23 protein-coding genes are annotated in these 26,119 nt (G+C 32.2%); 14 read left to right on the top strand and 9 right to left on the bottom strand.

Translation table 11 applies throughout. The annotated features are described in order from the left end of the window. A partial coding sequence (locus N4A42_RS12565; protein ID WP_294074547.1) for a T9SS type A sorting domain-containing protein occupies positions 1-359 on the top strand: 359 nt, incomplete at its 5' end. Positions 360-442: 83 nt separating this feature from the next. Here the strand turns inward: N4A42_RS12565 and N4A42_RS12560 are convergent. Beyond that, positions 443-1,483: an Omp28-related outer membrane protein gene (locus N4A42_RS12560; protein ID WP_294074544.1), complete on the bottom strand. Its 1,041-nt coding sequence runs from the start codon at positions 1,481-1,483 to the stop codon at positions 443-445. Between the two features lie 121 nt (positions 1,484-1,604). Between N4A42_RS12560 and N4A42_RS12555 the strand changes: the two genes are divergently transcribed. The 4 genes from N4A42_RS12555 to N4A42_RS12540 all read left to right on the top strand — a co-directional run bounded on the left by N4A42_RS12555 (position 1,605) and on the right by N4A42_RS12540 (position 6,713). Continuing rightward, positions 1,605-2,090, top strand: a complete 486-nt coding sequence (locus N4A42_RS12555; RefSeq protein ID WP_294074541.1) for a TlpA disulfide reductase family protein — start codon at positions 1,605-1,607, stop codon at positions 2,088-2,090. 48 nt (positions 2,091-2,138) lie between these two features. Next, positions 2,139-3,788: a DUF6029 family protein gene (locus N4A42_RS12550; protein ID WP_294074539.1), complete on the top strand. Its 1,650-nt coding sequence runs from the start codon at positions 2,139-2,141 to the stop codon at positions 3,786-3,788. 146 nt (positions 3,789-3,934) lie between these two features. Beyond that, entirely contained in the window at positions 3,935-5,839 is a 1,905-nt protein-coding gene (locus N4A42_RS12545; protein WP_294074536.1) for a choice-of-anchor J domain-containing protein, read from the top strand. Between the two features lie 136 nt (positions 5,840-5,975). Further along, on the top strand, positions 5,976-6,713 hold the full coding sequence (locus tag N4A42_RS12540) for a T9SS type A sorting domain-containing protein (RefSeq protein ID WP_294074533.1): 738 nt from the start codon (positions 5,976-5,978) through the stop codon (positions 6,711-6,713). A gap of 60 nt (positions 6,714-6,773) precedes the next feature. On the opposite strand, the gene rsmG is transcribed toward N4A42_RS12540, so the two are convergent. Then, positions 6,774-7,400 (bottom strand): 16S rRNA (guanine(527)-N(7))-methyltransferase RsmG, encoded by a 627-nt coding sequence (rsmG, locus tag N4A42_RS12535; protein WP_294074530.1) that lies wholly within the window; start codon positions 7,398-7,400, stop codon positions 6,774-6,776. A gap of 141 nt (positions 7,401-7,541) precedes the next feature. On the opposite strand from rsmG, the gene N4A42_RS12530 reads away from it, so the two are divergent. Together N4A42_RS12530 and N4A42_RS12525 are read left to right on the top strand one after the other, a co-directional pair. Continuing rightward, a complete protein-coding gene (locus N4A42_RS12530) occupies positions 7,542-8,642 on the top strand; it encodes an acyl-CoA desaturase (protein ID WP_294074527.1) in 1,101 nt (366 codons plus the stop codon). Positions 8,643-8,660: 18 nt separating this feature from the next. Next, positions 8,661-9,845: a pyridoxal phosphate-dependent aminotransferase gene (locus N4A42_RS12525; protein ID WP_294074524.1), complete on the top strand. Its 1,185-nt coding sequence runs from the start codon at positions 8,661-8,663 to the stop codon at positions 9,843-9,845. Positions 9,846-9,952: 107 nt separating this feature from the next. Here N4A42_RS12525 and N4A42_RS12520 read toward each other — a convergent pair whose 3' ends face one another. The 4 genes from N4A42_RS12520 to trkA form a co-directional block, all read right to left on the bottom strand. Continuing rightward, complete coding sequence (locus N4A42_RS12520; protein WP_294074521.1) at positions 9,953-10,237, bottom strand: hypothetical protein; 285 nt, start codon at positions 10,235-10,237, stop codon at positions 9,953-9,955. A 129-nt stretch (positions 10,238-10,366) separates the two neighbouring features. Then, a complete protein-coding gene (locus N4A42_RS12515; RefSeq protein WP_294074519.1) occupies positions 10,367-10,615 on the bottom strand; it encodes a hypothetical protein in 249 nt (82 codons plus the stop codon). 153 nt (positions 10,616-10,768) lie between these two features. Then, positions 10,769-12,271: a TrkH family potassium uptake protein gene (locus N4A42_RS12510; protein ID WP_294074516.1), complete on the bottom strand. Its 1,503-nt coding sequence runs from the start codon at positions 12,269-12,271 to the stop codon at positions 10,769-10,771. Between the two features lie 5 nt (positions 12,272-12,276). Beyond that, on the bottom strand, positions 12,277-13,626 hold the full coding sequence (gene trkA / locus N4A42_RS12505; RefSeq protein ID WP_294074513.1) for a Trk system potassium transporter TrkA: 1,350 nt from the start codon (positions 13,624-13,626) through the stop codon (positions 12,277-12,279). Positions 13,627-13,862: 236 nt separating this feature from the next. Between trkA and ubiE the strand changes: the two genes are divergently transcribed. Further along, positions 13,863-14,594 (top strand): bifunctional demethylmenaquinone methyltransferase/2-methoxy-6-polyprenyl-1,4-benzoquinol methylase UbiE, encoded by a 732-nt coding sequence (gene ubiE, locus N4A42_RS12500; RefSeq protein WP_294074511.1) that lies wholly within the window; start codon positions 13,863-13,865, stop codon positions 14,592-14,594. Position 14,595: 1 nt separating this feature from the next. Continuing rightward, on the top strand, positions 14,596-15,312 hold the full coding sequence (locus N4A42_RS12495; protein WP_294074508.1) for a porin family protein: 717 nt from the start codon (positions 14,596-14,598) through the stop codon (positions 15,310-15,312). Here N4A42_RS12495 and N4A42_RS12490 read toward each other — a convergent pair. Beyond that, entirely contained in the window at positions 15,299-16,033 is a 735-nt protein-coding gene (locus tag N4A42_RS12490; protein ID WP_294074505.1) for an RNA methyltransferase, read from the bottom strand. The two genes, N4A42_RS12495 and N4A42_RS12490, sit on opposite strands and share 14 nt — an antisense overlap. 101 nt (positions 16,034-16,134) lie before the next feature. On the opposite strand from N4A42_RS12490, the gene N4A42_RS12485 reads away from it, so the two are divergent. The 3 genes from N4A42_RS12485 to accD all read left to right on the top strand — a co-directional run bounded on the left by N4A42_RS12485 (position 16,135) and on the right by accD (position 20,919). Then, entirely contained in the window at positions 16,135-18,699 is a 2,565-nt protein-coding gene (locus N4A42_RS12485) for a BamA/TamA family outer membrane protein (RefSeq protein WP_294074502.1), read from the top strand. A 105-nt stretch (positions 18,700-18,804) separates the two neighbouring features. Next, positions 18,805-19,872 (top strand): class II fructose-bisphosphate aldolase, encoded by a 1,068-nt coding sequence (fbaA, locus tag N4A42_RS12480; RefSeq protein WP_294074499.1) that lies wholly within the window; start codon positions 18,805-18,807, stop codon positions 19,870-19,872. Positions 19,873-20,061: 189 nt separating this feature from the next. Next, positions 20,062-20,919 (top strand): acetyl-CoA carboxylase, carboxyltransferase subunit beta, encoded by an 858-nt coding sequence (gene accD / locus N4A42_RS12475; RefSeq protein WP_294074497.1) that lies wholly within the window; start codon positions 20,062-20,064, stop codon positions 20,917-20,919. A gap of 57 nt (positions 20,920-20,976) precedes the next feature. Here accD and N4A42_RS12470 read toward each other — a convergent pair whose 3' ends face one another. Beyond that, the gene (locus N4A42_RS12470) at positions 20,977-21,852 is read right to left on the bottom strand and encodes a hypothetical protein (RefSeq protein WP_294074495.1); all 876 of its coding nucleotides are present in this window, start codon (positions 21,850-21,852) and stop codon (positions 20,977-20,979) included. Between the two features lie 74 nt (positions 21,853-21,926). Continuing rightward, positions 21,927-23,033, bottom strand: coding sequence for a PAS domain S-box protein (locus tag N4A42_RS12465; RefSeq protein WP_294074492.1), 1,107 nt, complete (start codon positions 23,031-23,033; stop codon positions 21,927-21,929). 180 nt (positions 23,034-23,213) lie between these two features. Between N4A42_RS12465 and rpsO the strand changes: the two genes are divergently transcribed. Both rpsO and N4A42_RS12455 read left to right on the top strand, forming a co-directional pair. Beyond that, entirely contained in the window at positions 23,214-23,483 is a 270-nt protein-coding gene (rpsO, locus tag N4A42_RS12460; RefSeq protein ID WP_294074489.1) for a 30S ribosomal protein S15, read from the top strand. A gap of 238 nt (positions 23,484-23,721) precedes the next feature. Beyond that, on the top strand, positions 23,722-25,965 hold the full coding sequence (locus N4A42_RS12455; RefSeq protein WP_294074486.1) for a polyribonucleotide nucleotidyltransferase: 2,244 nt from the start codon (positions 23,722-23,724) through the stop codon (positions 25,963-25,965). Positions 25,966-26,119: the final 154 nt, after the last annotated feature.

The following is a 26,119-nucleotide window of genomic DNA, read 5'->3' as shown; positions in this document are numbered from 1 at the left end:
TTGATAATACATTTTTACCAGATGATAATGAACCACATGTGCAGTTAAATGAAGACAATGTAAATTTTGCATTAACCGAAATACTATCACCACCATTAAATGTTACTGAAAATAATTTGACTCTATTTCAACTTGAAAAAAACCCTATCGTGAATGAATTGGTTTTATTATCAAACACAAACACTAATGCATCAATAAGCATCATTGATATTTCAGGAAAAGTTGTTTTCAGCTCAATAGCTACTTTAAACAATAGAACTTCAATCCCTATAAATTTTGCATCTGGATTTTACATACTGAATATCAACTCAGAGAACAACAAAACATTTACAACTAAGTTTTTAGTAAATAATCAATAACTTTAGATAATATTCAAACAAAAAGACCTGAACACCATAATGTTCAGGTCTTTTTATTTTGTTGTATTCTTTAAAATAAATCTTTATTCATAAGATTTATCTTCCATTATATGTGCATGCTGAGAATTTTTGGCTTCATTCTCATCATTAACTACCATAACAATAATATCTAGATTATTAACATTATAATCAGAAGGAATAGTTGTTGTAAAGCTAGTTACATATTCTGTCAATGCAGGTGTGCTTGGAATAGGATCACCTAAAAGTGCAGATAGATTTTCTCTTAAAACTTCATTATGTTCAAAATCTGGGATAGGATCACCTAAACTATAATAAGGACTAGAAGTATCTTGATTATAATAATTTACTTGATCGTAAATAATATCGTTCTCAACCAAATACGCTACTAATTTATCACCTTCTTGCGAACCATCTTCATAAACAACATTTACTTGAACTAGTAATTCACTTCCGTTTAATTCTGAATTAATAGCTATCGCTAAATTTGTATCTGCACCAGCTATAGTTGTAACATCACTATTATTATGTGGTGTAGCCCAATTGTTAGTTCTATTTATTCTAGCCGCAGGAAAACCTTCAACACCAAACGCATCTTTTAAAACCTGTACCTGATTAAAATGCATCGGATCAGGGAAACTATTAGCTGTTTCGTGTATTGCCACTACTGTAATATCATCGGTTTCTTGTGCTACAGAAGCTAGCGCAGCAGTAACTCTAGGACAAAATCCACACCAAGTTCCTGTATAATCTTCTATAACTACCTTACGTTTTGGCACTATAACACTAAAAGTTTCTATCGCTGTGGTTACCTCAAATCCATCTTGAATATAAACTCCATAGACTTCAAATTCTCCAATAGCAGAAGATGAAAAAGACGACCCTAATACCTGCTCACCATCAACATAAAATGTTGCTATATCAGTAACATCTTCACCCTCTTCAGTCACAATTTTAAAAGAAATCTCTTGATCTATTAAAGACGCTTTTCTAACAAATTTATCTTCATCTATTAAATCTACATCTGTTCTCAGCGGCTCATTATCCTCTGTTTTACTACAAGAGAAATTTAATAACACAATCAACAACAATAATAACTTTGGCATTTTTTTTGAAATCATAACAATGTAATATTCTATTTTTTGCTAAAATAATTAATTTTTATTACTAGCATACTTTTACAAAAAAATAACTATTATTGCGAACCACATAACAAAATTTTTTATTATGAAAAAATTATTTATCTCATTATCCCTAATATTTTATTGCTTCACCATTACAGCTCAAAATGATCTTCCAAGTGTAGATTTAAAAACACTTGAAGGCAAATCTGTTTCAATTGACAATGTAACAAACAAAGACGGTGTTACAATAATTTCACTATGGGCAACTTGGTGTGTACCATGCCTTAAAGAATTAGATGCTATAAATGATATCTATGAAGAATGGCAAGATGAAACAAATGTAGAATTAATCGCTGTATCTGTAGATGATAGCAGAACTGCTAAACGTGTAAAGTCTATGATTAACGGAAAAGGCTGGGAATACACGATATTATTAGACACCAACAGTGATTTAAAACGTGCATTAAACGCTTCTAGCATTCCTTTAACAATTTTAGTTAAAAACAATAAAATTGTTTATGAGCATTCTGGCTATAGTCCTGGTGCAGAATTAGAACTTTACGAAAAAATAAAGGAACATAGTAAATAAACACTTTAATCATCCTTTACACTACTCCTAACAACTAACAAAATCAATATGAAAAAATTATTTTTTCTAGCCTTTATATTATGTAATTATAGCATAATTAACGCTCAAGAAACAGGTTATTTTTATGGCGGGCTAGAATCTAACTCACAATGGTTACAAACCGATGAAGGCATTAATTTTTTAGCTCCAGACGACCAGTTTAGAGCCAACAACTATGTTTTATTAAATTATCGATTAGATAAGTTTACTGCTGGTGTTCAATTTGAATCTTACCTTCCATCTGCATTAATAGGTTATGACCCTAATTTTGACAATCAAAACGGTATTGCAACATATTATGTTAACTACCGAGATAAGAATTTAGACATTACAGGTGGTTATTTCTACGAACAATTTGGTAGCGGTTTAATATTACGTTCTTGGGAAGATCGCCAATTAGGCTTAAACAATGCTTTAAAAGGTTTAAACATTAAAGTTAACCTAACCGAAAATATTCAAGTTAAAGCTGTTTTTGGAAAACAACGCTATGGGTTTGAAGAATCTGAAGGAACCATACAAGGTATAGACACTGACATTAACTTAAGTCGTGCTTTAAACATTGAAAAAGTTGACATACAAATGGGACTAAGTTATGTAGGAAGAAACCAAGATAATAATGGCGTAGAGGCTATCCCAACCAATGTTGGCGCTTATGGTGGGCGATTAGATTTTATTATTGGTGACTTTTACGCTGGTGCTGAAGCTATTCTTAAAGATCCAGACGTTATAGCCAATGAAGGCCAAATAGCTTCTAACAAATTGTATGACGGAACTGCATTACAAGTTAATGCTGGCTACACAAAAAAAGGTCTAGGATTAAATGCAACTTTTAGACGATTAGAAAATTTCAGTTTCTTTTCAGATCGCTTAGCTGAAGGTAACATTTTTAACCAGCAGGTTGTAAATTATGTACCTGGTCTTACTAAACAACAAGATTATTTACTAACTAACATTTATGTATACAATCCACAACCACGATTAATCATAGAAACGTTTGACCAAAGAGCTGGTGAAGTTGGTGGACAAATAGATTTCTTTTACACCTTTAAAAAAGGAAGTGCACTAGGAGGAAAATACGGCACTAAATTAGCTGCAAACTTCTCTTATTGGGGAGGATTAGATGCTGATTATGATATAGAAAACAGATGGTATAAAGCCAAATTTATTGGAACTGGACATCAATTATATAGAGATTTTAATATTGAAGTAAAGAAAAAATTCACTAAAAAATGGAGTTCGGTATTTACATACCAAAATGTCACTATAGACAAAGGAGTTGTAGAAGGTGGTCCATTAGGAAATAAAACTTTTAATGCTCATATTGCAGTTGCAGAAGCCACAAGAAGATTTAACGACGGCAAAGCTGTAAGATTTGTAGCACAACACTTATGGAGTGAGGACGACAGAAAAAATTGGGTAGCTTCAGTTTTAGAGTACAACTTCTCAACTAGCTTAGGTGTTTACGTTGCTGATAATTGGAATTACGAAGGCTTAAACGAAATCCACTACTACAGTGTTGGTGGAAGCTACACTAAAGGCAATACGCGATTAGGCATTAACTACGGAAGACAACGTGGTGGTTTAATATGTATTGGTGGTGTCTGTAGATTTGTACCAGAAAACACAGGTCTAAGTGCTAACCTTACAGTGAGTTTTTAATTTTAACCCACAAAATTGCATTTAAACGGTATTTTATTAAAAATACCGTTTTTTTTTTCACATAATTTTGACACAAATAGAGATTTAATTACATTCAGCCCTTAATTTTGAGAATTTTTCATCTAATTAACTAAAAACTACTAAATATGATTAAAAAAATTACTTTTTTACTAACCCTTTGTTTTGCTTGCACACAACTTACTTCTGCGCAAACAATAATGACCGAAGGATTTGAAGGCGCAACATTTCCACCTACAGGCTGGACTTCTTTTAGAGGGACCAATGGTTTAGGTGTAACTAATGATTGGATTCAAGCAACAGCACCAAATACTGGAACTTATTCCGCTGCTAATCAATACGAAAATGTTACTGGAGGTATTGCTGAAGATTGGTTAGTAACTAGCCAAATAGATTTAACTAGCGCAAATAATGCAGAATTATTATTCTATGCCGCTCAAAGTTATGGTACTGATTATGGTTCTATTTACGAAGTAAAAGTTTCTACAGCTTCTCAGACCACTCATGCTGACTTTACTACTGTTGCTACATATAACGAAACCACTCTTGGAGCTAATGGTTTTAATCTTCATTCTGTTGATTTATCAGCTTATGATGGTATGATGATTTATATTGCATTTGTACATCTTAATGATGATGGAGATAACTGGATAATAGATGATATTGAAGTAAGATCACCATTAAACTTAGATGCAGAATTAGACAACATAAGTTTAAACAGATATTCTTTAGCTTCTACGGATAACCCATTGTCATTTAATATATTTAATAATGGTCTTACTGCTATTACTTCTTTAGATATATCTTGGAATGATGGCACTAATAATTATTCTGAGAATTTCAGTGTTAACATTGCACCTAATCAAACACAAACACTTAACCATTCTACCCAAATAAACTATTCTAATATTGAAGAAAAAGATATTACTGTAACTATTGATAATGTTAATGGAGGTGCTGATGGTGACCCAACAAATAATTCATTAAACACTAAGTTTAATACGCTTTCTCAATCAGGTACAAAAATTGTTTTAATTGAAGAAGCAACAGGAACATGGTGTCCTTGGTGTCCAAGAGGTGCTGTAGGTATGGATTATATGGGTACAAACTACTCTGCTAACACAGCTCTTGTTGCTGTGCATAATGCAGACCCTATGGCAGTTGCTGAATACGACAATGGTATAGCACAATACATTGGCGGATATCCAAGTGGTGTTGTAGATCGTTTTATAGAAGATGTTAACCCAGCACAAGGAGATTTAGAAGCTGCATACAATGCACAAATTAATGAATTAGTTCCTGTAAACCTTAGTGTTGGAGCTACACAAACTGGAAACACCTTAACTATTAACGCTAACGCAACGTTTTATTCTAATTTTGCTCAAGCTGGTGCTAATTTTAGACTTGGTGTAATTGTTACTGAAGATGGTATCACTGGAACTGACAGTGGCTACAACCAAGCTAATAATTATGCTGGTGGCGGCAATGGACCAATGGGCGGTTATGAAAACTTACCTAACCCTGTTCCTGCAGCACAAATGGTTTACGACCATGTAGGCGTAGCTTTATTAGGCGGATTTAATGGTGAAGCTGGCTCTATACCTACTTCTGTTACAGACGGACAAACAGTTTCACATTCATTTAGCTATAATATCCCTGCAACAAGTAACGCTAATAATATGCACCTTATTGTTGTATTAATTGATCAAGATAGTGGCCGTATTGCAGGTGCTTTTGATAGCTCTGTCCCACAAGCTTTAAGCATTGAAGAAGTTACTGGTATTGATTCAATTTCTATTTATCCTAATCCAGCAAAAGATGTCATTAATATTGCTTTTGATGCTAGTAATGGCGATTACAATGTTACTGTTACAGATATGTTAGGTAGAACAGTGATTACTAATTCATATAAAGAATTATTTGGTAATCAAAATATAGAGCTTCCAGTATCTCAATTAAACGCTGGTCATTATATTATGACCATAAAAAATGGTAATACGTCTTATAGCTCTAAGTTTGTTGTTAGCAAATAAAAAATATTAAATATAATTTTTTAAGGGAAGCTTACATAGCTTCCCTTTTTATTATTAATTACACAAAAATTTAATAATAATTATTAGCAATTTAGTATTTTTTGTAAATTGCGTAGTTAATAAAAACCAAATGACTATGAAAAAAACATTACTCTTAATAAGTTTTATCTTTTTGAATTATGCTGCTTTTGCTCAATTTGAAATTAGAAACTATGACGATGACACTATTGTAACAGATGGAGAAACTATTTCTTTTTCTGAAACAGGTTGTGGCTACAATGATTCTTGTAATTGGAGATTCAAAGTAACTAACACTTCAGCGACAGAAACACTATACATGAAAATCTTTGTTGATAATATGGTAAATTCTGACGGCTCTAATGTACAGTTATGCTTTTCTGGCACATGCTTAAATAGTGTTAACTTAGGGACAGGATACCCTACAAATACTCCTGCTACTATTGCTCCCAATAGTTCAACTGGTACTGGAAATTATTTTTGGAACCAAAACCCTACAGGTACGACAACGCCAATGAGTTGGACATTAAGATTTCAAGCTTATGACGCATCTGGTTTTACAGTAGGATCTCCGCTTAGTGTAACTTACAGTTTTGATCCTAACTTAAGTGTAGAAGAAGAAGAGTTTACATCTGTAGAGATTTTCCCTACTCAGGTAAAAGACGAACTTACAGTATCTACTAATAAAAATTTAACTGCTGAAATTTATGATATATTAGGTAAAAAAGTAAAGCAGGTGAATGTATTGTCTGGTGAGTCAACAATAGATGTTAGAGATTTAACCTCTCAACTTTATATTATACGTTTTAAAAGTGTTGATGGAAATACTTTAACTAAAAAGATTATCGTAGAATAATTATTATTATAACACCAATTAAAAAAGCCATTTAGATTATTAATTTAAATGGCTTTTTAATTACTTATGCTTTAAAGGTAAATGGATTACTTTTTTAGTTTCAAAAAAATCTTCTTCAAAATAATCTGAAAGCAAATGTGCCTTAACCGAAGTATATTGTTTAAGTTCTTCAGTTAAATCACCACCTTTAAGATAAAGAATTCCATTTTTTAATTCATTATTCTGCTTTTTAGCAATTTTACCTTTTACCCATTTTGTGAATTCTGGCATAGCAGTAACCGCTCTACTTACTATAAAATCATACGTTTCATCTATTGCCTCTACTCTACTGTGTGTTGTTTTAACATTATTTATCTCAATAGCATCACATACGGCATTTATGACTTTAAGTTTTTTATTAATACTATCTACTAAATGAAACTGGCAATTTGGAAAAAGAATAGCTAATGGTACACCTGGAAATCCACCTCCTGTGCCAACATCTAAAATTGAAGTATTATCACTAAACTGTATCACTTTTGCAATCCCTAGAGAATGTAATACATGCCTAAGATATAATTCGTCTATATCTTTACGAGAAACTACATTTATTTTAGCATTCCAATCTTTATACAGAGTTTCTAAAGCTTTAAATTGCTTAATCTGAACTTCTGTTAAATCAGGAAAATATTTTAAAATTAAATCCATCAAAAAATTATTTTTTGCAAAAGTACATTATTTTAATATGGATAATTTAACTCAAAACTACAGGCTTCCATTTAATTATTAACTATCTTTGCGACTTATAATTTTTTTAATTCCCCTAGCTTAGCTCAAAAAATAGACTGTATGGCACAGCAAACCTTATCTTTTTCAAGAGTAGATTCAGCAAAATTCTTTAGAACACTCAACAAACGTGTTAACAATTATTTTAAAGAAAATAATATTAAACGTACCGGAAACTGGCAGCTTTGGATAAAAACCATAGTAATGTTTACCATTTTCCTAACTCCTTATTTTTTATTATTAACCCTAGACATTCCTACTTGGGCTCAGATACTACTTACCGTAGTGATGGGTGTTGGTATGGCTGGAGTTGGTATGAATGTAATGCACGATGGTAATCATGGTGCCTTTTCTAACAAAGAGTGGATTAACCGTTTAATGGGTAGTAGTATTTATATTTTAGCAGGAAATGTGTACAACTGGAAAGTTCAGCACAATGTACTTCACCATACTTACACTAATATCCTTGGGCATGATGAAGATCTAGAAGCTGGAAGAATTTTACGATTTTCTAAGCATTCAAAGTGGTATAAACATCATAAATTTCAGCATTACTATTCTATATTATTATATGGATTACTTACAATAAATTGGGCAATTACTACAGATTTTCAGCAAATGAAACGCTACATGAACCGTAAATTATCTTATGGTAAATTCCCAAATCCGATTGTAAATTGGAGCAAATTAGTAATCTCTAAGTTAGTTTACATATCCATGTGGATTATTTTACCAATCCTACTAACAGACTTAGCTTGGTATAAAGTTTTAATTGGGTTCTTTATTATGCACTATGTTGCAGGATTAATATTAAGTGTAGTTTTTCAATTAGCGCATGTTATGGAAGTTGCAGAAATGCACCTACCTGCTAAAGATGGCACTATGAAAAACACTTGGGCTATTCACCAACTTAAAACTACTGTAAATTTTGGTGCAAAAAACTGGTTAGTAAATTGGTATACTGGCGGACTAAACCATCAAGTAGAACACCATATTTTCCCACATATAAGTCATATTCATTACGGAAAAATAGCAAAAATCGTAAAAGAAACCGCTAAAGAGTTTAATTTACCATATAAAGAATACGAAACTACCAGAAAAGCTGTAATCGCACATTTTAGATTTTTAAAAGAAATGGGAATGCGACCAGCTGTGCAAGCTTAATTTTATTACCACAAACTCATGAATCAACTTTCTGACAGAATCAATAACCTATCGACATCAGCAACCCTTGCCATGGCCGCTAAAGCCAGAGAATTACGAGCAGAAGGGAAAGATATTATTGGATTAAGTTTGGGAGAACCCGACTTTAATACACCAGATTTTGTTAAGGAAGCTGCCATTAAAGCAGTAAATGAAAACTACAATAGCTACACACCTGTTGATGGTTATGGTGATTTAAAAGATGCTATTATTAATAAGTTTAAAAGAGATAATAACTTAACTTATACAGCATCGCAAATTGTGGTTTCTACTGGTGCAAAACAATCTTTATTTAATATTGCTTCAGTAATGCTTAACAAAGGTGATGAAGTTATATTACCATGTCCTTATTGGGTGAGTTATAGCGACATCATAAAACTTAACGGAGGCGTACCTGTTGAAGTAAAAACAGATATTAATAACGATTTTAAAATGTCAGCCGAACAACTAAGAGCTGCCATTACACCAAAGACTAAAATGATTTGGTACAGCTCTCCATGCAACCCTAGCGGATCGGTATATAGTAAAGAAGAATTAAGAGCCATTGCCGATGTTTTATTAGACTACCCTCATATTTACATCGTTTCAGATGAGATTTATGAACATATTAACTTTATTGGTGACCATGTTAACATGGCTCAGTTTGATGATATGTACCATAGAACTATAACAGTAAATGGAGTTTCAAAAGCTTTTTCTATGACTGGTTGGCGAATTGGCTATATAGGAGCACCAGATTGGATAGCAAGGGCATGTAATAAAATGCAAGGGCAAGTAACCAGTGGAGCAAATTGTATTGCTCAACGCGCGGTAATTTCCGCTTTAGAAGCTGATCCTTCAGAAATTAAATATATGATTGACGAGTTTAAAACACGTCGTAAACTTATTTTAAACTTACTTGAAGATGTTGAAGGATTTAAAACTAATGAGCCTGAAGGCGCTTTCTATGTATTTCCTGATGTGTCTGCTTATTTTGGTAGAACCATAAAAGGAACTACCATTAATAATACTTCTGATATGGCTATGTTTTTACTAGAAGAAGCTCATGTCGCTACTGTAACTGGAGAAGCGTTTGGAAATCCAGATTGTATTAGAATTTCTTATGCTGCTTCGCAAGAACAAATTATTGAAGCTATTAGAAGGATTAAAGAAGCTTTAAGCTAAAAACTCGTTATTTTATCATACAAAAAAAGAAGCTATAACGTAAATTCTACGTTATAGCTTTTTCTTATGATGCCAAAAATATCCAAACCAATATATTGTTTAGTTATCTAACAACTTAGTAACTCTATTATTCCATTGCTAGAATATGTAAAAGCATATACCAAACCTAAAAACAAAAGTATAGTAATTATAATTACTTTGGTCATTCTTATTTTATACTCTTTTTGTAAGCGCTGAGCTAAAGCATTAAGCTCCGTTTTTGAAGCCTTTGGCAGGTTATATTCTTGTTTTGATTCAGAATAATAACCACCTAATCTATTTTTTAATTTTTTACGATTAGATAATAAATTCAAATTATTTCTAATACTTAATATCATTGAACTTGCACCCATAACTTTAAAGTGTTTTATTTAAAAAAGAATAATAACATCCTAAGCAACATAAATTTATATTGCGAATCCTATAAAAGGTAGTTGTTAGAAATACCAGTTAAAAAGTTCAGAAATGCAGGTGTATTTCCTTTAGAAAATAGCTAGTAACGCTACTATAAATACAGACATTTTTAAAATGGCAGCTGTATGATTCACCTTATTGAATTGAGAAGATTTAATACGTTGTCTTATTCCAAATACAGAGGTTGAAGTTGACTTACTGTAGTTTTGCTTCACAATAGTTTTGTAATTAGAATTTAACAACCCTTTAGTTGTATTGTAAGATACCGCAATGGGTTCTGGTAAAGCTTCTAATTCTTGATTTAATACTAATTCCATGACTTATAATTTTTTAGTTGATTACACCTATATGACGCAGTACATTAAAAAATGTTACAAATCATTAAAAAATCACAACCTAATAATCAGTCTTTTAACCTAAAAACATCAGTAAAATTATAGGCTAGATAAGTTAAAAAAAAAAATTAAAACTTATCTATTTCTCCAAAAAGAAGGTGTCAATAAAATCAGTACAGTTAGTAATTCTAACCTACCCAAAAGCATTAAAAAAGATGCCCACCATTTCCCTAAAGGAGGCAGTGCTGCATAATTATTAACAGGCCCAAAATCGCCAAGTGCAGGACCAACATTACCTAAACTCGAAGCTGAAAGTCCTATGGCAGATTCAAAATCCATCTGAAACATAGAAAAACCTAATGAACCTATAATAAAGGAAAGCATATAGAGTATAAAAAACCCTAGAACATTAAACACAATATCCTTAGAAACTGATTTTGTATTATATCTAACAGGCAAAATAGCATTGGGATGCAATGATCTCTTAAATTCTAGAAAGCCATTTTTTATTAAAATAAGATGTCTTACAACTTTTACACCACCTGAAGTACTACCAGCAGAACCACCTAAAAACATTAACCCAAAAAAGAATACTGTTAAAAATGATGTCCACATGGTATAATCAGCACTCACAAAACCTGTTGTGGTTATAACAGCTAACACCTGAAATAAACTATGCCTAAAAGCGCTTTCACCTTCCCCTAAAACCATTGGATGCTCTATACTAGACTGAGATACATCTGCTCTAAAATATATTAACACAGCAGCTATAATGGTAAAAATAGCAACAAACTTAAAATAAAGTTTAAACTCTTCATCCTTTATAATTTTAGTGACATTGCCTTTAAAAAGGTAATAGCTCAGCACAAAGTTTGTACCAGCTAAAAACATAAAGAATATGATGATATATTGAATAGCAGGATTATCATTCCAATATGCTATACTAGCATTTTTAGTAGAAAAACCACCTGTAGACAACGTACTTAATGCATGGTTAATTGCATCAAAAAAAGACATTCCTGCAACTTGCAGTAAGACAGTTTCAGCTATTGTATATCCAACATAAATCAACCATAAACGCTTAGCTGTATCTGTAATTCTAGGATGCAACTTATCGCCTCCAGGACCTGGAGCTTCTGCTGCAAATAACTGCATACCACCAACACCAAGCAAAGGAAGTATTGCTATGGCTAAAACAATTATTCCCATACCACCAATCCAATGTGTCATACTTCTCCAAAACAAAACACCTTCAGGAAGAATTTCAATATCATTTAAAATACTCGCTCCAGTTGTAGTATAACCAGACATGGTTTCAAAAAAAGCTTCTGTAAATGTAGGAATCGCTTCAGCTGCCATGTATGGCAAAGTACCAGATAGAGACATCACAATCCATCCAAAAGCTACAACAATGTAACCCTCGCGTTTATTCATCTCTTTACGATGATTTTTAGTAGTATACATTGCTACAGCACCCAAAAGTAAGGTTGCTAAACTCGCTAAAAACAAATTTAGAGTAACACCATCTTTATAGATAAGGCTTATTAATGCCGCTATCATCATAAAACCACCATTAAACAACAGCAGCAGCCCAAAAAAATGGAAAATAATTTTATAGTTGAGACGAATCGTAGACATAATAATTAAGAGAAAAAAGCTTCTACTTCAGATATAGAACGAGGTAAACAACAAACAACTACGCGGTCACCAGACTCTATTCTAAAACTACCAAGAGGAATTAACCCTTTTCCATCTCTTATGACTCCGCCAAAAATAGCAGATCTAGGAAAATCTAAATCCTTAATAATCTTATTAGAGATCTTAGAATTAGGCTTTACAACAAACTCTAAAAGTTCAGCATTCATGTTAGTAAGCTTGGTCATAGCAACCACCTCACCCTTTCTAATATACCTAAATATGTTATTTGCAGCTAATAATTTTTTATTAATAAGCGTATCTATACCAATAGAATGTGAGAGCTGATAATAATCCATATTTTCAACTAATGCAATGGTTTTTCTAACACCTTTAGATTTAGCCAAGAGACAAGACATAATATTAGTCTCAGAATTACCAGTTACAGATATAAAAGCATCCATATCTGAAATATTCTCTTCATCTAATATTTCAACATTTCTACCATCACCACAAATTACCAAAGCATTTGGTAAGCGATCTGCAAGGTCTTCAGCAATTGGTTTTTTACTTTCTACAATCTTAACATTAAATTTACTCTGGCATAGATCTCTAGCGGTTTTAAAACCAATTTTACTTCCGCCAAGAATCATTACATTCTTTATTTCGCTTCTTACTTTACCAGATAACTCAAAGAGTTCATCATCTCCACCTTTAGAAGTCATAAAAACGACCTTATCCCCTTCTTTAAACTGGGTATCTCCTCTAGGAATTATAGTGTATTGTGTTCCATAACGTTGAATTGCTATTGGAATAAAATGCAATTCAGGATAAATATGTGCTGCTTCACTTACAGTTTTACCAACAAACTTAGCTGTTCTAGATAAACGTAAACCTAACATGGTTAATGCTCCATCTTCAAACTCGTAGGTATCATTAAACCCATACTGATTTAATAATAATTCAATCTCAGAAGCCGCTAATGCTTCTGGTGATATCAACTCATCTATACCAAACTGCGAGAACTTAATAACGTCCTTTTCTTCTATAAACTCTGTATTAGAAATTCTAGCTATGGTACGTTGCGCTCCTAATTGTTTAGCAAGCACACTTGCTGTAATATTTGTAGTTTCTGATGAAGTTACTGCAATAAATAATGCCGCAGATTCTATACGCGCTTCTCTAAGAATAGCAATTGATGTCGCATCACCTCTTATGGTTTTTATATCTAAATGCTCACCAGCATACGTAAGGTTGTCTTTTTTTGTATCTATAAGGGTTATCTCTTGCGACTCATAGGATAGTAATTTTGCTAAATGAAATCCTACCTCGCCTGCGCCTGCGATAATTATTTTCATCGTGAATTGTTCGTTATAAACATACAAATATACTAAGAAGTTCTAAGTTAATATATGCCTTAAGCACTTAAAATTAGGCTTAGTCTTTCCTTTTTTCATCCTGAGATATTATTCAGCTTATTAATACTAACAATTGTTTACTTAATTACTATTTTATTAGTTCTTTAATTTTTTTTCATTTTGTTTTAGAGAACTTTCAAATGAAAAATTTCACGTATTTTTGCCAAAAATTTTTAATGGCCGAAAAAGTTAAACCATACAAAAACAGTGACGCTTCTAAAAAAGAACAGGTTACTGAAATGTTCGATACTATTTCTAATGAATACGATGGACTTAACCGTGTTATTTCTTTTGGTATTGATGTAAAATGGAGAAATAAAGTCGTTAAAATCGTTTCTCAAAAAAAACCTGAAAACATTTTAGATATTGCTACTGGTACAGGTGACCTTGCCATTAGTTTAACGGCTACTAATGCTAAAGAAATTATTGGCTTAGACATTAGTAATGGTATGCTTGAAGTTGGAAGAAAAAAAATTGCTTCAAAAAAGCTAGACAATATCATTTCTATGGTTATTGGTGATTCTGAAAATCTACCTTTTGAAGACAATACTTTTGACGCTATTACTGTTGCCTTTGGTGTGAGAAATTTTGAAAATCTAGAGAAGGGACTTTCTGAAATTTTAAGAGTTTTAAAACCTAATGGAGTTTTTGTGATTTTAGAAACTTCTGTACCTACAAATCCTATCTATAAATTTGGTTATAAAATTCACTGTAATTTTATTTTACCTGTAATAGGAAAATTGTTCTCTAAAGATAAAATTGCCTATAATTACCTTAGCGAATCTGCTTCTGTTTTTCCTTATGGTGAAGCCTTAAACAATATTTTGAGAAAAATTGGGTTTATTAATGTCGAAGACAAACCTCAAACCATGGGTGTAGCAACCATATATACAGCATCTAAAGCATAACATGAAACGAATCCTAATCTTACTTATCTTTATATTAGCATTTAATAATGCAACTGCCCAATTATTCACCAAAGAAAGGGTTGCAAATAATATTGATAACATAGATCAGAAATTTTTGTCTTGGGGTTACTTTCTTGGTTTTAATCAGTACGATTTTAAATTCAATTACAACGAAAACTTAAAAGACATTTTAGTAGAAAAAACCTTTGGATTTCACTTAGGTCTTGTTGGTGATATGCGCCTTAACAACTACATGAATCTTAGATTAGAACCTGGTGTGTTTTTTACTACTAGAAATATACAATATGATGAAAGTTACTTTGCTGGTACAGATTTTAATGATTCTGATTTATTAAGAGAGGTGAAATCTACATATATACACATACCTTTATTACTAAAGATCTCTACAAAACGTATTAATAATTTTAAGCCATTTATTATTGGCGGTTTTTCTACAGCATTAAACCTATCTAGTAATGAAGATAATCCTGATGATAATAGCAATGGTGAATTTAGAATGAAGAAAAACACTTATTTCTACGAAATAGGCTTTGGTATAGATCTTTATTTACTGTATTTTAAGTTTACACCATCAATACGAGGCGTCTTTGCAATCAATGATGAAATAGTAAGAGATGCCGACCCAAATAGCCCTTGGACTGGCAATGTGGCAAAAATGCAAACTAGAGGCATTTTTATCAATTTTACTTTTCAATAGTTCGTCTTTTAAACTCACTTAAAACAATTGCGGTTGCATTAGCAACATTAAGACTTTCTGTTTCTTTAATTTCACCAAATTGCGGAATGGTAATGCGACGAGTTATTTTATTCTGAACAGCTTCAGAAATACCATTTGCTTCATTACCCATTACAATAATTCCGTTTTTTGGTAAATCTGTATTATATATATTTTCTCCGTTCATAAATGTTCCAAACACTGTTTCTTTAGTAGACGATATAAAATCTGGCAGATTTAGATAATTGACATTAATTCGGGTTAATGAACCCATAGTGGCTTGTACTACTTTAGGATTATAACAATCTACTGTATTAAAACTACATACAAGATCCTTTACTCCATACCAATCACAAAGTCTAATAATAGTACCCAAATTGCCTGGATCTCTTACATCGTCTAAAGCTATTATTAATGCTTCTTTATTTATTTCTAAAGCATCAGGAATTTTAAAAACTGCTAAAGCAGTGTTCGGACTTTTTAAGGATGAAATTTTTTTAAGTTCGGTTTCAGAAATTTCTATCGTGAGGTTTTTTGGTGCATCAAAAATTGATTTTGTTGTATATAAATTGTGAAGCTTAAAATCTGAATTTAAAAATTCATTTATACCTTTTACTCCTTCAACAATAAACAAGCTTAATTGTTGTCTATACTTTTTTTGGTTTAAACTTTTAATTAACTTTATCTGATGCTTTGATAACATTAAAATGTATTTACTTTTGTTTGTATCAATACAAAGTAAAACTATTTTGGACTAATTTTTGCTAATAATAATCAATATCAAAAAACACACACCTCTAAAACTTGCAATTTAAATCTTCAATACTATTTAAAATTCGTAAAATTCTTTACAAGGTATTATTGTTAGTTTTTATAGTTCTTTTAAATTCTTGTGATGTTGTAAAACGTGTTAAAGCTAATGAACATTTAATTACAAAAAACACCATTGTAGAAGATGATAAGGTAAATAAAGACGAGCGTGTAAACAATATCATTATCCAAAAAGCAAATTTAGGCATGAGTAGTTTTTTGGGTTTTCCATTAAGGTTACATGTTTACAATTTAGCCAGACCAAATATAGACTCTATACTACAAGCTAATGTACTGAGTGACTCTTCTAAAGTACGTTGGAAAACCAAATTACTTTCTAAAAAACAATTTGACAGAGAAATACAAGCTAGAAAAAACTTTAATAGCTGGTTAAAACGTACTGGTGAAGCACCAACCATACTCGATGAAGTAAAAACAAAAAAAACAGCAAATAGGCTTAGAAAATATTATTACAGTAAAGGATGGTTTGATAATAAGGTAGAATATCAAATTATAAAAGATAGTAACAAAAGAGCTCAGGTCACCTATAAAATCACAAAAAACACTCCGTACACACTAGATTCTTTAAGATCTACAATCAGTAGTCCTGCAATTGACACCCTTTATAGCAAATTTAATAAAAGGTCTTTATTAAAAAAGGGAGAGCAGTTTAATGCTGACAACTTTGAAAACGAACGCAGTCGTATAAACACATACCTCCGTAATTCTGGTTTTTATCACTTTGGTAAAGACTATATTAGATTTGAAACAGACACCATTGATACAAATCATAAAATAAATACAGATTTAATTATTGCTAATCGTGCTATAAGAGAGGGTGACTCTGTAAGGGTTGAACCTTTTAAAGTATATAAAATTAAAGATGTAAATATTTTTACTGACAATACTTTTGAAAATCAGTTTATAGCCATTTCAGATTCCACGACTTACAAAGACTATAATCTATACAGTAAAAACAAATTACGTTTTAGACCAAAAGCTCTTACAGATGCTGTATTTATAAATAAAGGAGAAATATATAGAGACATAGATCGAAGCAGAACATTACGCTACATTAATGATTTGCAGATGTTTAGATACCCAAGAATTGAATATATTGAAAATGAATCTGACACTACTTTAACAACCAATATCTACTTAGAACCTAAGAAGAAATATGCGTTAAGCCTAGATTTAGATGTCTCTCAAAGTAATATACAGACCATTGGGTTTTCAGTAACTCCAGGATTAAAAATTAGAAATATTTTTAGAGGTGCAGAAACTTTAGAAATTAGTGGTATTGCTGCAATTGGAGCATCTAAAGATGGTAGCGATAATGATGACACATTCTTTGATATTAATGAATTTGGTGGTAATATAAGATTAACGCTACCACGCTTATTTACTCCTTTTAAAACAGATAGTATTATACCAAAATACATGTCACCAAGCACTGCCATTAACATCTCAACTACAAGTCAGCAAAATATTGGTTTAGACAAACAAACACTTTCAGGGCTTATAAGTTATAATTGGTCACCATCAAGAACAGTTACAAACACTTTAGACCTCTTTAATGTACAATATGTAAAAAACCTAAACACTAGTAATTATTTTGGCGTATACACAAACTCCTACAGTAGGCTTAATAAAATTGCGCAAGATATTGGCTACATAAGTACTGATGATAATTTAAGCTTTCCAAATCAAACAGATTTATTTATTACTAATGTTCTTAATGGTAATACGAGTTTAACATCAGAAGATGATGACTATATAACCGTAAATAATATTGAAGAACGCAAACAACGATTAACCGAAAACAACCTTATATTTTCCACCAGTTTTGATTTTATAAAAGATAGACGCTCCAACATTTTTGATAATGATTTTTCTATTTTTAAATGGCATATAGAGCTCGCAGGAAACTTATTATCTAATCTCTCAGAAATATTTGGATCAGAAAAAAATGATGACGGCAACTACGATGTCTTTGGGGTAACATTTTCTCAATATTTTAAAACTGAAATCGATTACGTAAAATATTTTGACCTAGGCAGAAACAATATTTTTGCTTTTAGAAGTTATGCTGGTATTGCTATTCCTTATGGCAACTCTAACAGTATTCCATTTGCCGAAAGTTTCTTTGCTGGAGGTCCAAATGACAATAGAGCTTGGACCGCATATAATCTTGGACCAGGAAGCTCAACTACTACTAATGAATTTAATGAAGCAAACTTTAAAATTCATTTAAGCGCAGAACAACGTTTTGCTCTTTTTGGAGATTTAAAAGGAGCCCTTTTTGTTGATGCTGGTAACATATGGAATGTTCTCGACAACGTAGAAGATAAAGATGCTACACTTACTAACTTTAACTCTCTAAAAAATATTGCTGTAGGTTCTGGTTTTGGATTACGCTACGATTTTGATTTTTTCGTACTCCGTTTTGATACTGGTTTTAAAACCTATGAGCCTTCTCAAGATGAAGGCAGTCGTTGGTTTAAAAATTATAATTTTAGAAATGCAGTATTCAATATAGGTATCAACTACCCTTTTTAATTATACCTTTTCTTTTCGATGTATAACATGCTATTATTGCCAAAAAACATCTCTTAGATTTTTTAAATTATGTATTTTTGAAGCCTAATTTTCAATCATACTATCATGAGTCACAATATTAAACCTGGTGTTGCAACAGGTAGAGAAGTACAGGAAATTTTCAAGTTAGCTAAAGAAAAAGGATTTGCCTTACCAGCTGTAAATGTTATTGGTTCAAATTCTATTAATGCTGTTTTAGAAACCGCAAAAGCACTAAATGCACCTGTAATTATTCAGTTTTCAAACGGAGGAGCGCAATTTAATGCAGGTAAAGGCTTAGGAAATGAAGATCAAAAAGGTGCTATTGCTGGCGCTATTTCTGGTGCAAAACACATTCACCTTATGGCAGAAGCATATGGTGTTCCTGTAATATTACACACAGATCATTGTGCAAAAAAATTATTGCCTTGGATTGATGGATTACTAGATGCTAGTGAAAAACATTTTGAAGAAACTGGTAAACCGCTTTATAGTTCTCATATGATTGATCTTTCTGAAGAGCCAATCGAAGAAAATATTGAAATCTGTAAAGAATACTTAGCTCGAATGAGTAAAATGGGTATGACATTAGAGATTGAATTAGGTATTACAGGTGGTGAAGAAGATGGTGTAGATAATAGTGATGTAGATGAATCTAAATTATACACACAACCCGAAGAAGTTGCTTATGCTTATGAAGAATTAATGAAAGTTAGTGACCAATTTACTGTAGCTGCAGCCTTTGGTAATGTACATGGAGTTTATAAACCTGGCAATGTAAAGTTAACGCCTAAGATTTTAAAGAATTCTCAAGAATACGTTTCTGAAAAATATGGCGTTGATCATAATCATATCGATTTTGTATTCCATGGAGGGTCTGGATCTACAGTTGAAGAAATAAGAGAAGCCATAGGCTATGGAGTTATAAAAATGAATATTGACACAGACATGCAATGGGCATTTTTAAGTGGTGTAAGAGATTATGTAGAGGACAAAAAAGAGTATTTACAAACTCAAATTGGTAATCCAGATGGTCCAGACTCACCAAACAAAAAACACTACGACCCAAGAGTTTGGTTAAGAAAAGGTGAGCAATCTTTTGTAGACAGACTTAAAAAAGCTTTTGAAGACTTAAATAATGTAGATACATTATAAAAAATAACAGTATACAATTTAAAAACCTATCAGAGCTTTTAACAATTAGTTTTGGTAGGTTTTCTCTTTTTTAAAACTACATTTAGCAACAGCTTTTGTGTTTAATTAATTAATAGTAATTTTGCCTTACTAACTAAAACTTTCGATATCAGATAATCTAATATCGTAAATCTAAAATCGTAAATCAATATGGCTTGGTTTAAAAGAAAAGATAAAGGAATTCAGACTTCAACTGAAGAAAAAAAAGATATTCCCAAAGGACTTTGGTACAAATCACCTACAGGAAAAATAATTGATACTAAAGAACTAGAACAAAATTTTTATGTAAGTCCAGAAGATGGCTATCATGTAAGAATTGGAAGTAAAGAGTATTTTGAAATACTTTTTGATGATAATGAATTTAAAGAATTAGACACCAACCTATCCTCTAAAGATCCATTAAAATTTGTAGACACTAAGAAATATCCAGATCGTTTAAAAGCTGCTCAAACTAAGACTTCTCTAAAAGATGCTGTAAGAACTGCTGTTGGAAAATCTATGGGTAATGATTTGGTTATTGCTTGTATGGATTTTAGTTTTATTGGAGGATCTATGGGTAGTGTTGTTGGTGAAAAAATTGCCAGAGCTGCAGATTATGCGTTAAAAAACAAAGTACCATTTATGATTATTAGTAAATCTGGTGGTGCTCGTATGATGGAAGCTGCATTATCACTTATGCAATTGGCTAAAACCTCAGCTAAATTAGCACAATTGGCAGAAGAAAAAATCCCTTACATCTCACTATGTACAGATCCAACTACAGGAGGCACAACGGCTTCATTCGCTATGCTTGGTGATATTAACATTTCTGAGCCTGGAGCGTTAATTGGTTTTGCAGGTCCAAGAGTTGTTAGAGATACTACTGGTAAAGAATTACCAGAAGGTTTTCAAACCTCTGAGTTCTTATTAGAACATGGTTTCTTAGATTTTATTTCGCACAGACGAGATTTAAAGAAAAAAATAAATCTTTATATAGATTTAATAAAAAACCAACCTTTAAGAGCATAAAAAAGCGAGCCTTTCGGCTCGCTTTTTTTTCCAATCAACTAAAACCAAACCACAATACTAATTCAAAATAATTGGTATTTCGGCGCCATTATTAAAGGTAAAGGTTGCCTGGTTATCGCATTCACCTTCACCAAAATCGAATACTCCTCCAAAGTTGGTGCGTTGTACATTAAAAGAACCACTAACAAAATACGGACAAACCGCTTCTCTTCGTAACGGAACAATAACCTCATATGCATGTGTATTTCCATTAACAAAGGTTGCCGTCCAGCTTCCTGTAATTTCAAAAACATTATCACTAAAAACACCACTACCAAAACCTTCTACCCATTCTCTAATTCTAGTACCTTCTCTAGAGGCTTGAGCTCCATTTGGCCAAATAACTGTAATGCTCAAATTGTGCGTAAATTGTGGATTTCCATTTTCGTTAGATAATTCTTTTAAAATTGAACGACTTGCTATAACATTTTTGGCATCAAAGTAGAAATTAACCAAATTGTAGTTAATCATTATCTGTTGCGCTTCTGTATCTCTGGTATAATCAAATACTATTTGTCCTTGTATTAAATGTCCGTTGATTACACATCCTTCAGAGCCAAAATCTAAAGTTACTTCTCTATAATTTTGCTGTGCTACAACAGTAACTGTCACGCATTCTGGTATATCTCTAGAGTAAGCTTCTCTTTCTGAACTATCTTTTATAGATTCTATTCTATCTGCAATTTCAAACTCTTGCTGCTCATAAGCATCAATTACAATATCTCCGAGAACATTATCTATTTGGTCAATCTCAGCAGAACGCTGTACCTCTGTTGTGTCTTGTGTAAAATCTTCTGTTTCGGTAGCCTCATCATTGTTACTACAAGATGTAAATGCTAAACTTAAAACAACAAGACCTATAACACCTTTTTTAAATGCATTAAAACGCTTCATGATTACTTTTTTTAATTGTTAATATGTTGTTAAGACTATAACAATTCAAAAAAGTTTAATGGTAAAAGCACATTTTATGCTTTTCTAAGATAAATTGAAAACGCTGTTCCCACATCAACTTCACTATCCACAGTTACTTTACCTCCTAAAGATTCGATATGATTTTTTGTAATAAAAAGCCCTATACCAATAGCATCTTCATTATAATGAAAGGTTTTGTACATCTGAAACAGCTTATCACCAAATTTTTCTAAATCTATACCTAACCCATTATCCTTAATTCTCAATACAATGTATTTCTCTTCAACATGAGAGGTAAGCTCTATAACAAGTGTCCTTTTTTCAGATTTGTATTTGATAGCATTTGTTAAGAAGTTGAGTATTATACTATCTAAATACGCAGGTACTCCTTTAATGTTATGCGCTTCATTAATATGATTATAGATTAATGCATTAGAATTTTGTGCCATAGCAATAATATTATACATTGCTTTTTCTACAAATTCGTAGAGGTTTAATGTCTGTAACTTTGAAGGCTCAATTTCTTTAATCTTTGCCACTTCAGTAAGGTGCGAAACCGTTTCTTGCAAATTATCTATAGCTTGTCTTAAAAGTGTATAGTTTTCGTTTGAAGTTATATTAGTAAAATCCTCTTCTAAAAATTCAGTAAGTGTAGAAAGGTTTCCTGAATGAGACCTTAGGTTATGGGTTACAATATTAGCAAAAGACGTTAATCTATCGTTTTGCTCTTTAGCCACACTTAGCATCGTTTTTAATTTATCTTGATTTTTTTGACGTTTTGTCACATCTGTAAATTGCCAAATCATATGTGGCCTTCCTTCTTTAAAATAAACCAAAGTCACATAAATTAATACCCAAATAACATTTCCATTTTTATGAAAATAGCGCTGTTTTACTCTATACTTATCTATTGTACCATTAATGAGCTTTTCAAACTTTGTTTCATGTACACCTAAATCTTCTATGAATACTATATTATTAATATCCATGTTAAAAAGCTCAGTCTTAGTATATCCAAAAATATCAGAAACCGCTTCATTCATTTTTAACCAATTGCCATCCATACTAACAACAGCTATACCATTATAGGTATGGCTAAAAACACGATTGAGAACATCGTTAGCATTAGAAAAATTTTGATTGGTGCGCGAAGCTTTCATCCTTAAAGTTTTTAGGTCAATAGGCAAAAGCTCTTATTAGTAAAGGGGAAAATATATTAAAAATACTGTGTCACAGATTAAAAGTTACAAAAAAAACTTCAGAAAGCAAAAAAGTACTATATTTGCAGCTTGAAAGAAAACCTTTCAAGGTACATAACAATCATTTACAACAATATTAGAATGTATTTATCTAAAGAAAAAAAAGAAGAAATCTTCGCAAAACACGGTAAAGGAAAAAATGATACGGGTTCTGCAGAAGGGCAAATTGCATTATTTACAGAGCGTATTAATCACTTAACAGAGCACTTAAAGAAAAATCGTAAAGATTATAACACTGAGCGTTCGTTAGTAAAATTAGTAGGTAAGCGTAGAGCTTTACTAGACTACTTAACTAAGAAAGACATCTTAAGATATCGTGCAATAGTTAAAGAATTAGGATTAAGAAAATAATCTCTATAAAAAAAGACCACGCTAATAGCGTGGTTTTTTATTACAATACAAACGCAATCGAGAGCGTATAACATTTCGAATTGAAAATAGCAGATAAGATCCCAAAACAAGAATGGGACTTCGGTTTTTCATTGGTCACAACAACTACTACACAACAACACAACGACCATTGTTTAACAAGATTAATTCGTGATTTTGAGTAAACACTATCACTGAATTAAAATGAATTAAAAAATTTATGATTCCAAAAACTTACAAAGAGGTCATTGACCTAGGTGATGGTAGAGAAATTTCTATCGAAACCGGAAAACTAGCAAAACAAGCTCATGGTAGCGTTGTTGTACAATCTGGAAAATGTATGTTGTTATGTACGGTTGTATCTAACTACCACCAAGCAGATGTAGACTTTTTACCATTAACAGTAGATTATAGAGAAAAATTTGCTGCAGCTGGTCGTTATCCTGGTGGATTCTTTAAAAGAGAAGCAAGGCCAAGTGATGGAGAAGTATTAACTATGCGTTTAGTAGACCGTTGTCTTCGTCCACTTTTCCCAAAAGATTACCATGCAGAAACTCAGGTAATGATTCAGTTAATGTCTCACGATCCTGAAGTAATGCCAGATGCTATGGCAGGTTTAGCTGCTTCTGCTGCAATTCAGTTATCCGATATTCCTTTTGAAACTGCAATTTCTGAAGTTAGAGTAGCACGTGTTAATGGTGAATTTATTATCAATCCTTCTTATGCGCAATTAGAAGAATCTGATCTTGATATGATGATTGGTGCATCTGCTGATTCTGTTATGATGGTAGAAGGTGAAATGGATGAGATTTCTGAAGAAGAAATGGTAGAAGCTATTAAGGCAGCTCACGAAGCTATTAAAATTCAATGTGATGCACAGTTAAAATTAGCCGAAGCATTTGGTAAAAAAGAAACTCGCGAATATGATCCTGAAGTTGAAGATGAAGATTTAGCTAAGAAGATTCACGAAATGGTTTACGACAAAACCTATGCTATTGCAAAAGCAGGTTCTGCAAAGCATGAAAGAAGCGCAGCATTTAGCGAAATAAAAGAAGAAGTCTTTAATTCTTTTTCTGAAGAAGAACAAGATGAATTAGGTAAGCTTATTCATAAATATGTAGCTAAAGCTCAAAAAGAAGCTATTAGAAACCTAACCTTAGATGAAGGTCTACGTTTAGACGGTCGTAAAACGACTGACATTAGACCAATCTGGTGTGAGGTAGATTATTTACCATCTACTCATGGTTCAGCAATTTTTACACGTGGAGAAACTCAAGCCTTAGCAACTGTTACTTTAGGAACAAGTAGAGAAGCTAACCAAATAGATATGCCATCTTACGAAGGTGAAGAGCGTTTTTATCTACATTATAATTTCCCACCTTTTTCAACAGGTGAAGCAAGACCTATTAGAGGCACCTCTCGTAGAGAAGTTGGTCACGGTAACCTTGCACAACGTGCCTTAAAAGGTATGGTGCCAGAAGATTGCCCATACACAGTAAGAGTTGTATCTGAAGTATTAGAATCTAACGGTTCTTCTTCTATGGCAACCGTTTGTTCTGGTACAATGGCATTAATGGATGCAGGTGTTCAATTAAAAAAACCTGTTTCTGGTATTGCAATGGGATTAATCTCTGATGGAGACAAATTTGCTGTACTTTCTGATATTTTAGGTGATGAAGATCATTTAGGTGATATGGATTTTAAAGTTACAGGAACTGCTGAAGGTATTACAGCAACCCAAATGGATATTAAAATAAAAGGGTTGTCTTATGAGATTTTAGTAAAAGCATTAATGCAAGCAAGAGATGGTCGTTTACATATTCTTGAAAAATTAACAGACACCATACAACAACCTAACGCTAATGTTAAAGAACACGCTCCTACAATGGTAACGACGCGTATTCCAAATGAATTTATTGGCGCATTAATTGGTCCTGGTGGAAAAGTGATTCAAGAATTACAAAAAGAAACAGAAACTACTATTGTAATCAACGAAGACCCTGTTACAGAAGAAGGTATTGTTGAAATACTTGGTGTTGGCAACAAAGGTATTGATGCTGTAATGGCTCATATAGATGCTATGATGTTTAAACCAGAAGTTGGCAGCATTTATGAAGTTAAAGTGGTGAAAATGTTGGATTTTGGAGCTGTAGTAGAATATACTGAAGCGCCAGGAAACGAAGTTTTACTTCACGTAAGTGAATTAGCTTGGGAACGTACTGAAAATGTTTCTGATGTTGTAAATATGGGAGATATTTTTGATGTAAAATACTTCGGAATAGATTCTAGAACAAAGAAAGAAAAAGTATCTCGTAAAGCTATTTTACCAAAACCTGAAGGTTGGCAAGATAGGCCTAAGCGCGATAACAATAATCGTGGAAAAGATAATCGTGGACGCGACAACCGTAATCGCGACAATCGTAGAGACGATAGAAAGCCAAGAGAGAACAGAAAAGACGATTAATAGTTTTTTAAGATTTTTTAATTTACAGCCTCACAGGTTTTTGAAACCTGTGAGGTTTTTTTTGCTTAAAAGCTATATAAAATCCTTGGCATAATAGCTACACCTCCAATATCCTCTCGAATTGAGCCTTCTACTTTGTAAGGAGAATAATTAA

It is taken from the genome of Winogradskyella sp., assembly GCF_025210595.1.
Taxonomy (GTDB): domain Bacteria; phylum Bacteroidota; class Bacteroidia; order Flavobacteriales; family Flavobacteriaceae; genus Winogradskyella.
This window is presented reverse-complemented; position numbering and strand designations above follow the sequence as displayed.

Coding starts and splice junctions, on each gene's coding strand:
- N4A42_RS12560 (WP_294074544.1), bottom strand. CDS start 1,483: ATGCCAAAGTTATTATTGTTGTTGATTGTGTTATTAAATTTCTCTTGT.
- N4A42_RS12495 (WP_294074508.1), top strand. CDS start 14,596: ATGAAACGAATCCTAATCTTACTTATCTTTATATTAGCATTTAATAAT.
- N4A42_RS12525 (WP_294074524.1), top strand. CDS start 8,661: ATGAATCAACTTTCTGACAGAATCAATAACCTATCGACATCAGCAACC.
- rpsO (WP_294074489.1), top strand. CDS start 23,214: ATGTATTTATCTAAAGAAAAAAAAGAAGAAATCTTCGCAAAACACGGT.
- trkA (WP_294074513.1), bottom strand. CDS start 13,626: ATGAAAATAATTATCGCAGGCGCAGGCGAGGTAGGATTTCATTTAGCA.
- N4A42_RS12545 (WP_294074536.1), top strand. CDS start 3,935: ATGATTAAAAAAATTACTTTTTTACTAACCCTTTGTTTTGCTTGCACA.
- N4A42_RS12515 (WP_294074519.1), bottom strand. CDS start 10,615: ATGGAATTAGTATTAAATCAAGAATTAGAAGCTTTACCAGAACCCATT.
- N4A42_RS12490 (WP_294074505.1), bottom strand. CDS start 16,033: ATGTTATCAAAGCATCAGATAAAGTTAATTAAAAGTTTAAACCAAAAA.
- rsmG (WP_294074530.1), bottom strand. CDS start 7,400: ATGGATTTAATTTTAAAATATTTTCCTGATTTAACAGAAGTTCAGATT.
- N4A42_RS12555 (WP_294074541.1), top strand. CDS start 1,605: ATGAAAAAATTATTTATCTCATTATCCCTAATATTTTATTGCTTCACC.
- N4A42_RS12455 (WP_294074486.1), top strand. CDS start 23,722: ATGATTCCAAAAACTTACAAAGAGGTCATTGACCTAGGTGATGGTAGA.
- N4A42_RS12510 (WP_294074516.1), bottom strand. CDS start 12,271: ATGTCTACGATTCGTCTCAACTATAAAATTATTTTCCATTTTTTTGGG.
- N4A42_RS12470 (WP_294074495.1), bottom strand. CDS start 21,852: ATGAAGCGTTTTAATGCATTTAAAAAAGGTGTTATAGGTCTTGTTGTT.
- N4A42_RS12465 (WP_294074492.1), bottom strand. CDS start 23,033: ATGAAAGCTTCGCGCACCAATCAAAATTTTTCTAATGCTAACGATGTT.
- N4A42_RS12520 (WP_294074521.1), bottom strand. CDS start 10,237: ATGGGTGCAAGTTCAATGATATTAAGTATTAGAAATAATTTGAATTTA.
- ubiE (WP_294074511.1), top strand. CDS start 13,863: ATGGCCGAAAAAGTTAAACCATACAAAAACAGTGACGCTTCTAAAAAA.
- accD (WP_294074497.1), top strand. CDS start 20,062: ATGGCTTGGTTTAAAAGAAAAGATAAAGGAATTCAGACTTCAACTGAA.
- N4A42_RS12530 (WP_294074527.1), top strand. CDS start 7,542: ATGGCACAGCAAACCTTATCTTTTTCAAGAGTAGATTCAGCAAAATTC.
- N4A42_RS12550 (WP_294074539.1), top strand. CDS start 2,139: ATGAAAAAATTATTTTTTCTAGCCTTTATATTATGTAATTATAGCATA.
- N4A42_RS12540 (WP_294074533.1), top strand. CDS start 5,976: ATGAAAAAAACATTACTCTTAATAAGTTTTATCTTTTTGAATTATGCT.
- fbaA (WP_294074499.1), top strand. CDS start 18,805: ATGAGTCACAATATTAAACCTGGTGTTGCAACAGGTAGAGAAGTACAG.